13 protein-coding genes are annotated in these 12,507 nt (G+C 65.8%); 10 read left to right on the forward strand and 3 right to left on the reverse strand.

Annotated elements, in window-relative coordinates; all coding sequences use genetic code 11:
* Positions 1 to 8 precede the first annotated feature (8 nt).
* From VHA82_RS15560 to VHA82_RS15580, 5 genes are read left to right on the forward strand one after another with little or no spacing between them, the layout of a single operon-like run.
* Positions 9 to 1,187 (forward strand): acyl-CoA dehydrogenase family protein, encoded by a 1,179-nt coding sequence (locus VHA82_RS15560; RefSeq protein WP_325545292.1) that lies wholly within the window; start codon positions 9 to 11, stop codon positions 1,185 to 1,187.
* Positions 1,184 to 1,963, forward strand: a complete 780-nt coding sequence (locus tag VHA82_RS15565) for an SDR family oxidoreductase (protein ID WP_325545294.1) — start codon at positions 1,184 to 1,186, stop codon at positions 1,961 to 1,963. The genes VHA82_RS15560 and VHA82_RS15565 overlap by 4 nt, the downstream gene beginning before the upstream one ends.
* Before the next feature lie 29 nt (positions 1,964 to 1,992).
* A complete protein-coding gene (locus VHA82_RS15570) occupies positions 1,993 to 3,204 on the forward strand; it encodes a CaiB/BaiF CoA-transferase family protein (RefSeq protein WP_325545296.1) in 1,212 nt (403 codons plus the stop codon).
* Between the two features lies 1 nt (position 3,205).
* The gene (locus VHA82_RS15575; RefSeq protein ID WP_325545298.1) at positions 3,206 to 4,837 is read left to right on the forward strand and encodes an acyl-CoA synthetase; all 1,632 of its coding nucleotides are present in this window, start codon (positions 3,206 to 3,208) and stop codon (positions 4,835 to 4,837) included.
* A gap of 29 nt (positions 4,838 to 4,866) precedes the next feature.
* Positions 4,867 to 5,691, forward strand: coding sequence for a FadR/GntR family transcriptional regulator (locus VHA82_RS15580; protein ID WP_325545300.1), 825 nt, complete (start codon positions 4,867 to 4,869; stop codon positions 5,689 to 5,691).
* A gap of 23 nt (positions 5,692 to 5,714) precedes the next feature.
* Here VHA82_RS15580 and VHA82_RS15585 read toward each other — a convergent pair whose 3' ends face one another.
* Positions 5,715 to 5,837 carry a hypothetical protein gene (locus VHA82_RS15585; protein ID WP_325545302.1) on the reverse strand — a complete coding sequence of 41 codons (123 nt, stop codon included), beginning with the start codon at positions 5,835 to 5,837 and terminating at the stop codon, positions 5,715 to 5,717.
* 150 nt (positions 5,838 to 5,987) lie between these two features.
* Between VHA82_RS15585 and VHA82_RS15590 the strand changes: the two genes are divergently transcribed.
* Together VHA82_RS15590 and VHA82_RS15595 are read left to right on the forward strand one after the other, a co-directional pair.
* On the forward strand, positions 5,988 to 6,752 hold the full coding sequence (locus VHA82_RS15590; protein WP_325545303.1) for an SDR family oxidoreductase: 765 nt from the start codon (positions 5,988 to 5,990) through the stop codon (positions 6,750 to 6,752).
* A 41-nt stretch (positions 6,753 to 6,793) separates the two neighbouring features.
* Entirely contained in the window at positions 6,794 to 7,774 is a 981-nt protein-coding gene (locus VHA82_RS15595; RefSeq protein ID WP_325545304.1) for a tripartite tricarboxylate transporter substrate binding protein, read from the forward strand.
* On the opposite strand, the gene VHA82_RS15600 is transcribed toward VHA82_RS15595, so the two are convergent.
* Positions 7,775 to 8,701: a LysR family transcriptional regulator gene (locus VHA82_RS15600; RefSeq protein WP_325545306.1), complete on the reverse strand. Its 927-nt coding sequence runs from the start codon at positions 8,699 to 8,701 to the stop codon at positions 7,775 to 7,777. It abuts the gene before it with no gap.
* Positions 8,702 to 8,807: 106 nt separating this feature from the next.
* On the opposite strand from VHA82_RS15600, the gene VHA82_RS15605 reads away from it, so the two are divergent.
* The 3 genes from VHA82_RS15605 to VHA82_RS15615 are packed head-to-tail and all read left to right on the forward strand — an operon-like array spanning position 8,808 to position 11,510.
* A complete protein-coding gene (locus VHA82_RS15605; RefSeq protein ID WP_325545308.1) occupies positions 8,808 to 9,962 on the forward strand; it encodes an acyl-CoA dehydrogenase family protein in 1,155 nt (384 codons plus the stop codon).
* Between the two features lie 4 nt (positions 9,963 to 9,966).
* Positions 9,967 to 11,175, forward strand: a complete 1,209-nt coding sequence (locus VHA82_RS15610; RefSeq protein ID WP_325545310.1) for a CoA transferase — start codon at positions 9,967 to 9,969, stop codon at positions 11,173 to 11,175.
* Positions 11,172 to 11,510, forward strand: coding sequence for a hypothetical protein (locus VHA82_RS15615; protein ID WP_325545312.1), 339 nt, complete (start codon positions 11,172 to 11,174; stop codon positions 11,508 to 11,510). Before VHA82_RS15610 ends, VHA82_RS15615 begins: the two co-directional genes overlap by 4 nt.
* A gap of 6 nt (positions 11,511 to 11,516) precedes the next feature.
* On the opposite strand, the gene VHA82_RS15620 is transcribed toward VHA82_RS15615, so the two are convergent.
* Positions 11,517 to 12,500 carry an NAD(P)H-quinone oxidoreductase gene (locus VHA82_RS15620; RefSeq protein WP_325545314.1) on the reverse strand — a complete coding sequence of 328 codons (984 nt, stop codon included), beginning with the start codon at positions 12,498 to 12,500 and terminating at the stop codon, positions 11,517 to 11,519.
* Positions 12,501 to 12,507: the final 7 nt, after the last annotated feature.

Here is a 12,507-nt window from a genome sequence, read left to right on the forward strand (position 1 = left end):
GCGTCGATATGGACTTTGCCCTCAGCTCCCGCATGCAGGACCTGCGCGATCGCACGCGCGCCTTCATCGCCGAGAAGATCATCCCGCTCGAAAAGGACGCCCGCCGGACCTCGCACGGCCCGACCGATGAATTGCGGCTGGAGATGAACGCCTTGGCGGGCGCTGCCGGCCTGTTGAGCCCGCACGTTGCCGAGCAATGGGGCGGACTCGGCCTGAATCACCAGGAACGCGCCATCGTTTTCGAGGAGGCCGGCTACTCGATGCTCGGTCCGGTGGCCATGAATCTGGCCGCGCCCGACGAGGGCAACATGCACATGCTGGCCGAAGTGGCTACGCCGCAGCAGCAGGAGGAATACCTGCGCCCCCTCGCGTCCGGGCGCAAGCGTTCCTGCTTCTGCATGACCGAGCCGTCGCCCGGCGCCGGGTCCGACCCGTCGGCCATGCAGACGACGGCGGTGCGCGATGGCGACGACTTCGTCATCAATGGCACCAAGTGGCTGATCACCGGGGCCGACGGTGCGGGGTTCGCCATCGTGATGGCGCGCACGATCGTCGACGGCAAGGACGTCGGCGCCACCATGTTCCTCGCCAACCTCCCGTGCCAGGGCTTTCGCATCCACCGGCTGATCGACAGCATGGACTCCAGTTTCACCGGCGGCCACGCGGAAGTGCGCCTGGAAAACATGCGCGTGCCCGCGAGCAGCGTGCTCGGGGAGATCGGCGCCGGATTCCGGTATGCCCAGGTACGTCTGGTGCCGGCGCGCCTGACCCATTGCATGCGCTGGCTGGGCGCCGCGCGGCGCGCCCATGACATTGCAGTGGAGTACGCCGGCCGTCGCGCGGCGTTCGGGCAACCCATCGCCCGGCACGAGGGGATCGGATTCATGCTCGCCGACAACGAGATCGACATGCATACGACGCGGCTGGGCATCTGGCATGCGACGTGGCTGCTCGACCACGGTGGGCGGGGCAACAAGGAGAGCAGCATGATCAAGGTGCATGCGTCCGAAGCGATCTATCGCGTCGCGGACCGCTGCGTCCAGGTGCTGGGCGGCCTCGGGTTGACCGCCGATACCGAAGTGGAGCGCATCTTCAAGGACGCACGCGCATTCCGCGTCTACGACGGTCCCTCCGAAGTGCACCGCTGGAACATCGCGCGACGCCTCGCGGACAAGGCGGCTGCATGACACAGGGCGCGGTGCCGGTTGCTCAGGGCGCGGCGTTCGACTTCACCGGGCGGGTGGTCGTCGTCACGGGCGGCGGCCGCGGGCTCGGCCGTGCCATTGCCGAAGGCTTCGCGCACGCGGGCGCCAAGGTGGCCATCGCGGGGCGCGGCGCCGGCATCGAGCAGGCGGCCGCGGAAATGGGGCCGGCCGTGCGCGGCTACGCGTGCGACGTGGCCAACGAAGAGGCCTACACGAATTTCGTGTGCAGAGTGGCGGATGAGCTGGGCGTGCCGGATGTTCTGGTGAACAACGCGGGCGTGAATCCCTGGTACAAGCGGCCGGAGGATACGCCGCTTGCGCAGTGGCAGGAGATCATCGGCGTCAATCTAACCGGCGTGTTCCTGGGCTGCAAGCTGTTCGGCACCCAGATGCTCGCGCGGGGCAGCGGCTCGATCATCAACATCAGCTCGGTGGCCGCCCGCTCGGGCCTGCCGCGGACGGCTGCGTATTGCGCGGCCAAGGGCGGCCTGGAAGCGCTCACGCGTTCGCTGGCCGTCGACTGGGCGGAAAAGGGCGTGCGGGTCAACAGCGTCGGACCCGGATATTTCGAGACCGACCTGACCTCGGGCCTGCGCAGCAACGACAGCCTCTCGTCGATGGTGCTCGCCCACACGCCCATGCGGCGCTTCGGCAGACCGCAGGAGCTGGTGGGCATCTGCCTGTATCTCGGCTCTGGCGCGGCCAGCTACGTCACGGGTCAGTCGATGATGGTCGATGGCGGTTGGACGGCGCAATGACGAACAACACGGGCAGCAGAAAGAAGAACATGGCAACAATGGCACTCGAAGGCATCAAGGTCCTGGACCTCACCCGGCTGCTGCCGGGCGCGTTTTGTTCGCAGATCATGGCGGACCTCGGCGCGGAGGTGATCAAGATCGAGCAGCCGGATGGCGGCGATTACAACCGCGCCTTCCTTCCGCTTGCAAAGACGGAGTCCGGCTCGTTCCTGCTGCTGAACCGCAACAAGAAGAGCGTGGCGCTGAACCTGAAGCACGAGGAAGGCAAGGAGATCCTGCGCCGGCTCGTGCGCGATGCGGACGTGCTGCTCGAGGGATTTCGACCCGGTGTGATGGAACGCCTCGGGCTTTCCTACGAAAAGCTCGCCGAGATCAACCCCAAGCTGGTCTACTGTGCGATCTCGGGTTATGGGCAGAACGGCCCGCTTCGGCTGGCGCCGGGGCACGACCTCAACTACCTGGCGATGGCGGGCGCGTTGCAGCTGTTCGGCAAGGCGGGGGAGGACCCGATCGTGCCGGGCCTGTCGATCGCCGACGTCGGCGGCGGCTCCCTCATGGCCTCCACGGGAATCATGGCCGCGCTCATTGCGCGAGGCAAGACGGGTCGCGGCCAATTCGTCGACATCTCGATGTTCGACGGGGCCGTTTCCTGGCTCGCGTATCACGGCGCCGACTACCTGTTCGGCGACATCGAGCCGCGCGGCGGCGAGCGGCCCTTCATCGGACAGGCGGCTTGCTACAACGTGTACCGCTGCGCGGACGGCAAGCATGTGGCGTTGGGCATCATCGAAGAGCACTTCTGGCATCGCTTTTGCGACGCCGTCGGCATGCCGCAGCTGAAGGAGAAGCAGTGGCCGACGGGCGAAGAAGCAAGGCAGCAAAAGGACGAGCTCGACGGCCTGTTCGCGCAGCGCACGCGGGACGCGTGGCTCGAGTTCCTCGCGCCGGCCGACATTCCGTTTTCGGCGGTCTTCGACATGCAGGAAGCCTTTTCACAACCGCACTTCAAGGCGCGTGAGTTGCTGCAAAGCGTGGAGCATCCGGTGGAAGGCACCGTGCCTCAACTGGGCTTCCCGATCAAATTGTCCGCAACGCCGGCCAGTATCCGTACGCCGCCCCCGCTCCTTGGGGAACACACGGCCGAGATCCTGGGCGGCGTCGGGTACACGCGCGGCGACCTCGAACGCCTGGAGGCAGGTGGTGTGGTGAAGTCGCCGGAACGAGACCTGCAGGAGACCTGAAATGGGCCAGAACGACATTCGCGACTACGCCAGCGAATACCGCGCCTTCCGCTGGCAGGTGCCGGCGCAATTCAACTTCGGGGCCGACGTCGTGGACCACTGGGCGCGCACCGCCGACGGGCCCGCGCTGGTGTGGTGCAACGCCGCGGGCGAGGAGCGGCGTTACTCCTTCTCCGATATCGCGCGGTTGACCGCACGCCTGGCCTGCGGTCTGCGGCAGCGCGGCGTGCGCAAAGGCGACCGCGTGGTCGTCATGCTGCCGCGCATCCCGGAGTGGCAAGTCGCCATGGTGGCCTGCATGAAACTCGGCGCGGTGCCGATTCCCTGCATCGAGATGCTGACCACCAAGGACCTCGCCTACCGCATCGACAACGCCGGGGCGGCGGCGGTCATCGCCCGGGCGGATCACGCGCACAAGTTCGAATCATTGCTGGGTCAGCTGCCGGTGCGCGTGAGCGTTGGTGACGCCAAGGGTTGGGAATCCCTGGACAGCGTGATGCGGGATGGCCGAGAGGACTTCGTGCCGGAGAAGATCGCGTCTGAAGACCCTGCACTCCTGTACTACACGAGCGGGTCCACCGGAAACCCGAAAGGGGTGCTGCACGCGAGCCGCGCCATCCATGCCTGGCGCGAAGTCGCGCACACGTGGCTCGATCTCGGCCGTGACGACACCATCTGGTGCACGGCCGACACCGGCTGGAGCAAGGCGGGCACCAGTATCCTGATCGGGCCATGGAGCATGGGCGCCTGCGCATTCTTCCACGACGGCCCATTCGATCCGAAAGAGCGCCTTCGCCTTCTCGCCAAGTACAGGGTGACCGTCTACTGCGCGCCGGGCACCGAGTTGTTCCGGCTCGTCGACGAGGATATCGGCAGCTTCGACCTTGGCGCGCTGCGCCACGTGGTCTCCGCCGGGGAATCGCTGAACCCCGTGGTGGCGCAGCGCTGGGAACAGGCGAGTGGCGTGCCCGTGGCCGAGGCCTACGGCCAGACCGAAACGCTGATGACGCTCGTGAACGTGCCGCGCACGCCTTACAAAGTGGGCTCGATGGGCGTGCCCAACGTGGGTTCGGTCCTTGAAGTGGTCGACGAGCAGGGCAACGTGTTGCCGCGCGGCGAGGAGGGCGACGTCGCGCTGCTCACCCCCAATCCGCAGCTCATGCTGGGTTACTGGAAGGACGAGTCCCGTACCGAGCAGTCGTATCTCACCGCCCCCGACGGTCGCCGCTGGTTCATCACTGGCGACCGCGGGGTCCGCGACGCGGACGGGTTCTTCACCTACCGTGGACGGCGCGACGACGTGATCAGCTCCGCGGGCTACCGCATCGGCCCGTCGGAAGTGGAGAACGCGATCCTGGACCATCCGTCGGTGCTGGAAACCGCGGTGATCGGCGTGCCGGACCGCGAGCGCGGTGAACTCGTGAAGGCTTTCATCGTGCTGCGGCCCGCCTTCACGCCCTCCGATGCCCTCAAGAAGGAGCTGCAGGAACACGTGAAGCGAACAACGGCGCCCTACAAGTACCCGCGCTTGATCGAGTTCATCGGGGAGTTGCCCAAGACGATGACGGGCAAGATCCAGCGGGTGGCGCTTCGTACAATGGAAAGAGAACGGGCGGCCGCCAAGGCGGATTGACACGGATTGAGAAAGACGGAGCAGTAATCATGGCACTGAACCTTGGCAAGATCCAGGCGGAACGCACGTACCAGATGGTTGCGCGCTCCATCGAGGAAGAGATCCTGAGCGGCCGGGTGCCGCCTGGCGAGTCGCTTCCTTCGGAGGAGAAACTGGCTGTGCAGCTGGGTGTGAACCGTTCGACGGTGCGCGAGGCCCTGCGCGTGCTGGAGCAGCATGGCCTCGTTCGGCGCGAACCGGGCCGCAAGAAGCTGCTCGCGAGCATTCCGCGCCACAGTGAAATCTCCAAGCCGTTGTCGGCGGCAATGATCCTGCACCAGGTGACCTTCGAGGAGTTGTGGCAGGCGATGCACGCGCTCGAGCCCGCCACGGCGGCCGTTGCGGCGACCAAGGTGACGCCTGCGTTGCTCGCCTCGCTCGATACCAACCTGCAGGCCACTCGCAAGGCCATCGCGGACGCCGACAGCAACGGCCTGGTTGCGCTCGACATCGAGTTCCACAACCTCATCGCCGAAGCTTCGCAGAACCGGGCGATCCAGCTCGCGCGCCAGCCACTCAGCGAATTCTTCTATCCGGCCTTCTACGCCGTGATGACGCGCCTGAATGCGGGTGAGCGCCTGCTGGTCGCCCACGAGCATATCGTCAACGCGTTGAAGAACCACGACGTGCGAGATGCCACCTCGTGGATGGACAAGCACATTGCCGACTTCCAGCGTGGGTTCGAGCTGGCCAACCTGGACATCACGCAGCCGGTGGCACGGCGTGAGGAGAATGGCGACGTTCGTCCATTCCGAGACGCTCCCGCAGCAGGGGCCGAGCCGGCGGCGAACGAGCCAAGAGTCGAGCTGGCCTGAGCGGCGCATCTCGAAGGCTCCACTCACTCGGGCTTGTAGCCGCTTTCCTGGATCAGGCGCTGCTCGCTCGCATAGAGGCTTGCAGCGTAGGCCCGATACGCATCGGGTGACAGGTTCCGCAACGGGTAGCCGTTCGATCGCAGCAAGCGCAGTTGCGATGCCCGAGCACTGCCCGGGTGGCCGCAAGCGTCATGGGTTTTGGGCCGCCAGTCGGACGGGAATGGTGTTTTCCTAGCTTGACACTTCAGAGGTAATCGCCAATTATAGTCGTACTGTCCGACAATTAAAGGTAAGCCATGACCCATCCCCGTGTGCAAGGCAGGATTGCGATCGTGACAGCGGCCGCCAACGGGATCGGTCGAGCCACGGCGCTGAAGCTCGCGCAGGAAGGCGCCGCGCTGGTCGTCGCCATCGACTTGGCGCCTGAGCTGGAGGACGCTTGCGCTGCCATAGGGGCGGCTGGCGCCGAAGTGCTGCCCGTTCGCCTTGACGTCACCGACGAAAGTGCGGTGTCTCTCGCGTTCGAGGGCATCCTTGCTCGAACCGGACACATCGACCTGCTGGCAAATTGCGTGGGCGGTGGCGCCCGCGAACTCGCGACGGAGTTTCATCTCTCGCAGCCGGCCACGTGGCGCATCGTGATCGACCGGTCCCTCGTCAGCACGATGCTTTGCACGCGCCAGGTCGTCGGCGGCATGCGGGAGCGCAAGTACGGAAAGATCGTCAGCGTTTCGTCGACCCAGTGGCTGGTGCCTTCTCCGACGATGGTCGACTACGGCACGGCCAAGTCCGCGCTTCTCGGCTTCACGCGCAGTCTTGCCATGGAAGTCGCGCCGCTCGGGATCAATGTGAACCTCGTCTCGCCCGGACCCATCCGCACTCCGGGGTTCAACAAGGCGATCCCGCCGTGGCAGCAGGAGCTGAATGCTTCGCGCGTGCCAATGGGGCGCCTCGGCGAGCCCGAGGAAGTGGCCAACGCCATCGCCTTTCTGCTCAGCGACGAAGCCAGCTACATCACCGGCCAGCATCTGCTGGTGAGCGGCGGCAAGGGCCTCAACTGACCCGCCGCGCGCCTCGCGTTCCTCAACCTGGAGACCACCCCGTGCCGAATCGTAGAACCGCCCTTGCCGAACTGTGTGCCGCCATTGGCGCGGCCGTGTTCCCCGAAGCCGTGCTGGCCCAACCGCAAGGTTGGCCGGATCGGCCCCTGCGCCTGATCGTCCCGGTGCCCCCCGGGGGCCTCGCCGATATCCTGGCGCGGTCCCTGGCGCTGCGGCTGGGCGAGACATTGGGTCAGACCGTGATTGTCGAGAACAAACCCGGTGCCGGAAGCCTGATCGGCACGGACTATGTGCTGAAGCAACCGGCCGACGGGTACACGATGCTTCTCACCTGGACTGCCATCGTGCAGAACCCGCTGCTGCTGCCGAATGCCCACTACGACCCGGTCAAGGACTTTGCGCCCGTGGCGCGCCTCGGCGGGATCAGTGCAGTCTTCGCAGTCGGCAGCCATGTCAACGCGAGCAACTTGAAGGAGTTCATCGCTTTGGCCAAGGGTCCGCAGGCCATCACCTATGGCGTGCCCGGCATTGGCTCGGCGGCACACTTCTACGGCGAGATCATGAGCCGCACGCTGGGATTGAACATGAGCCACGTGCCGTACAAGGGCGATGCGGAGATGGTGCCGGACTTGCTGAACCAGCGCGTCGACGCCGCGTTCGTGCAGGCTTTGTCCGTGGATCAGCATGCGAAGCAAGGCAAGGTGAAGGTGCTCGCCGTCACGGGGCCCAAACGCATCAATCTGATGCCTTCGGTGCCGACCTTTCAGGAGCAGGGCGTCCCGGGATTGGACGACGACCGGTGGTTCGGCATCTTCATGCGTGCGGGCACGCCTCAGCCCATCGTGGACCGAATCTCCGCAGAAACCGAAAAGTGGGTGGCGCTGCCCGCGACACAGGAGCGCATGCGAACGGCGGCCATGGATCCTGGCGCAATGAACGCGGCGGACTTCACGGCCGCTGTCGCGAAGAGCCAGCAGCAGTGGCGCGACATCGTCAAGCGCGTGCCGATCAAGCTGAATTGATCACGGCGGCGGTATCGCGGGCTGCCCGGGTTTGCTGTCGTGTTCAAGTTCGACCAGCAGTTCGCGAAAGCGCCGCGCCGCGGGCGGCTCGGTGGTGGGGTGCGTGGCGACGGCGATGGCCACCGCAAGCCTGTCGCCGCTGCCGGTGAGGGCCCGAAACACCAGGCTGCGGGAGGCCTGCGATTGGCAGGAAGAAGGCACCAGCGCCACCCCGAGGCCACTCTCCACCAGGCTCAGGATCGTCTGCACTTGCACGGCTTCCTGTGCGATCGCCGGAGTGAAGCCCGCAGCCTGGCAGGCGGACAGAACCTGCGCGCGCAGGTTGAGCGCAGCAGTGCCTGCATAGGCGACGAAGGGCTCGTGCTCGAGATCTTTCAGCTGCAAACGCCTGCGCGTTGCGAGTCGACTGCCCGACGGCATCACGGCAACGAGCTGGTCGTGCTCCACGGGCAGCAGGTCGGCGGACGTGTCCTCGATCACGGGGTAGCGCACCAGGCCGACATCGAGCACCCCTGCCTCGATCTCGCGCAGGATTTCGCGTGTGGTGCGTTCGCGCAGGTCGAGGGTCACGCGCGGATAGCGCGTCCTGAACGCCGGTAGCACGCGCGGGAACAGCCTGTAGGTGGCGGAGCCGATGAAGCCCACGCGCAGAACGCCGCCAATCCCGTCGGCGGCATCGGCTGCCGCCTTGCGCAGTTCTTCGGAGTGGAAAGCAATCTGGCGCGCGTGGGCCAGGATGGCTTCGCCCGCGGCCGTCAGCCGCAGCCCCCGGCGTTGCCTCAGGAAGAGCGCAGAGCCAAGGTCCTCTTCCATGCGCTTGATCGAAACCGACAGGGGTGGCTGCGCCATGTGCAGGCGCTCGGCGGCCTTGCGGAAGTTCAGGGTTTCGGCCACCGCGAGGAACTGTCCGACCTGGCGCAGATTCATCGACGGAAATCGTATCACCAAACCGAAAAAACGGTATTGGACTCGTATGGCTGCCGATCCTATATTCGACGCTGTCCACCCGCTCGACCGCCCCTTTGGAGACACCATGACCGACGACCGCGAAGAAACCCTCGAACTGCTGGTGGAGGCGTGCCGACGCTTCGCTCGCGAGGTGCTCCTGCCTGCGGAAAAAACCGTGCAGGAGACGAACGAGATTCCGGACCATGTGGTGCGCGGCCTGCGCGAGCTGGGCCTGTTCGGCATGACGGTGCCGGAGGAATATGGCGGGCTGGGCCTCAGCGTGTACGAGGAAGTGCGCCTCGTGTTCGAGATCTGCTACGCGCAGCCGGCTTTTCGCTCCTTCTTCGGCACCACCAACGGTGTTGGCACCCTGGGCATCATCCACTACGGGACCGAGGAGCAGAAGCGCAAGTACCTCCCCAAGCTCGCGAGCGGCGAGATGATGGCTTCGTTCGCTCTCACGGAACCCGACTCCGGGTCCGATGCCGCATCCCTCACGACCAAGGCCGTGCGCGACGGTGACCACTACGTGATCAACGGCACGAAGCGGTTCATCACCAACGCGATCCATGCGGGCGTGTTCACCGTGTTCGCCCGCACGGCGCCGAAGGAAGCGGGCTCCGGCGGCATTTCCGCTTTCCTGGTGGAGCGCAACACCCCTGGCTTGAGCGTGGGCAAGCCCTACGAGAAGATGGGTTTCGCGGGCTCGCACGAATCCGACGTGATGTTCGAGGACGTGCGTGTTCCGGCCAGTGCGATGCTCGGTCCGGAGGGCACGGGCTTCAAGAACGCGATGAAGTCGCTGGACCATGCCCGCCTGCACATGTCGGGCGTGGCCACCGGCTTGTGCCAGCGGCTGCTCGACGAAGGCATGCGGTACGCAACGGAGCGCAAGCAGTTCGGCAAGCCCATTGCCCAATTCCAGCTCATCCAGGCCCTGCTGGCCGACAGCCAGGCCGAAGCCTACGCTGCCCGCGCCATGGTGGAACGCGCGGCGCGCGACATGGACTCCGGCAAGAAGATCACCAAGGAGGCGGCGTGCTGCAAGTACTTCGCCACGGAGGCCGCGGGCCGGATTGCCGACCGCATGCTGCAGATCCATGGCGGCAACGGCTACATCAAGGAGTACCCGATCGAGCGGCTGTACCGCGATGTGCGGCTGCTGCGCATCTACGAGGGCACGAGCCAGATCCTGCAACTGATCACGGCGCGCGAGATGCTGCGCGAGTTCGAAGGCTGAGGCCATGAGCGGACCCCTCGCCGGCATCCGGGTGCTCGACCTCACCTCCGTGGTGATGGGGCCCTACGCCACGTCCGTTCTCGCCGACTACGGCGCGGACGTGATCAAGATCGAGCCGCCCGATGGCGACGTGATGCGAAAGTCCGGGCCGATGCGCAACACCGACATGGGGCACTTCTACCTCGCCCTCAACCGCAACAAGCGCTCGGTCGCGCTCGACCTGAAGAAGCCGGAAGGCCGTGCCGTCCTCTTGCGCATGGTGAAGGACGCCGACGTCCTCGTCTACAACATCCGCCCGCAGGCGATGGCGCGCCTCGGTCTGGGCTACGAGACCTTGAGCGCGATCAACCCGGGGCTGATCTATGCAGGCGCGTATGGATTCAGCCAGAAGGGGCCGTATGCCGCGAAGCCGGCTTACGACGACCTGATCCAGGGCATGTGCGGCATCCCGTGGCTGTCGCAGGAGGCCGGCGCGGAGAAGCCCCGCTACGCGCCCATGGTGCTCGTCGACCGCATGGTGGGGTTGCAGTTCTGCACGGCCATCACGAGCGCACTCGTGCATCGCGGACGCACGGGTCGTGGCCAGCAGGTCGATGTGCCGATGTTCGAAGGCATGCTGTCGGTGGTGCTGGGCGAACACCTGGCCGGCCATCAGTTCGTGCCGCCGCAAGGCAAGGCAGGCTACCAGCGGAGCCTGGCGCACGACCGTCGGCCGTATGCGACCAGCGACGGCCACATCTGCGTGCTGGTCTACAACGACAAGCACTGGCGCAGCTTCTTCGACGCCATCGGGCGGCCCGAAGTCTTTCGCGACGACGCTCGCTTCCAGAGCCAGAACCAGCGCCTCGAGAACATCGACTACGTTTATGGTTTCCTCAGCGACATCATCGCCACCCGCAGCACGGCCGAATGGCTGGCGCTGTTCGAGAAAGCGGACCTGCCGGCCGCCCGCATGTACGGCATCGACGACATCCTGAACGACGAGCACGTCGTCACCACCGGGTTCGTGCAGACCGTGAAGCATCCGACGCAGGGCGAACTGCGGATCACCGCGATCCCGACGGAGTGGTCCGATTCGATTCCGCAGAACCGGTATCACGCGCCCGAGGTGGGCGAGAACACCCGCGAAGTCCTCACGGAGTTCGGGTATTCGGAAGACGAAATCGGTCGCCTGCGAGCAAGCGGCGCGATCGATCGAGGAGCGCGCAAGTGATCGCAGAGATCAGAACCTACATTGCCAATCGCGGCATGCTCGACGGCCTGATCGCCACCCTGAACGAAGTCGTCTTTCCGAATCACGCGGCATTTGGAATCCAGGTGGTCGGCCTTTGGGCCGACCGCAAGCAAAACGAGGTGACCTGGATTCGCGTCTTCGCATCGCCTGAAGACCGCGACGCACGCCTGGCGGCCTACGAGAGCTCCGACGGGCGCAAGGCCAACTTGCCGCGCATGGTGTCGCACCTCGCTCGCCCGCCGGAGGTGAGAATCATGGAAGATGTATTCGCCCTCGGCACGATGACCGAAGCGGGAAACGCAAGGCCGGGTTGAGCGAGGTCACGCGATGCTGAGCACGACCTTGCCGAAACCCGCGTTGGATGCCACTCGCTGGTGCGCGGCCTCGGCCTGCGTGATCGGGAAGACGGCATCCACCACCGGTTGCAGCCTGCCCGTTGCGAACTCTGCAAGCCAACGATCGGCAAACCGTCTTGTCATGGCGCACTTCTCGGCCAAGGGGCGGCTCTTCATCACCGTACCCATGATCTTGAGGTGGCGGGATACGAGGCGGCTCATCGGCAATGGCTGGCTTGCGTTTCCGTCCATCAGACCGGCCTGAACGAGGCGCCCGCCGTACGCGAGCGAGCGGATGTTCCGCTCGACATACGAGGCACCGACAAAGTCGAGAATGACGTCGACCCCCCGGCTTTCCGTCAGGGACGCGACGACAGGCTCGAAGTCTTCCGCGCCGCGATCGATGCAGTGGCTGACGCCGAGCTCCATCAGGCGCGCGTGCTTCGAGGCGCTGGACGTTGCAATGACGCGCGCGCCGATGGCACGGGCGAGCTGCACGGCCGCCGTCCCCACGCCGCTCGCTGCGGCGTGCAGAAGCAGGGTTTCGTCCTGTCGAAGCTCCCCCAGGTGGCACAGCGCTTGGTGCGCGGTGATGAAGACCTCGGGAATGGCCGCCGCCTGGATGTCGTCCATGCCTGCGGGAATGGGCATGAGCATCCGATGGTCCACCCGGGACAGTTGTGCATAGCCGCCGCCTCCCACGACGGCCATCACGCGATCGCCGGTGCGCCAACCCGCGACATCGGAGCCCAGGGCAACGATTTCGCCCGCCACTTCCAGTCCGATCAGGGGCGAATCGCCCCAGTCGGCATCGCCATGAGCGCCACGCCGCAAGGAGAGGTCCGTGCGGTTCACGCCGGCCGCGCGATTGCGCACCAGGACATCGGAGGGGCGAAGAATGGGGTCCGGAGTGTGGGCGAAGCGCAGCACGCTCTCGGGACCGACATTGTCGACGTGGATGGCCAGCATGCTCGGC

Source organism: Ramlibacter sp. (assembly GCF_035548915.1).
Classification (GTDB): domain Bacteria; phylum Pseudomonadota; class Gammaproteobacteria; order Burkholderiales; family Burkholderiaceae_C; genus Ramlibacter.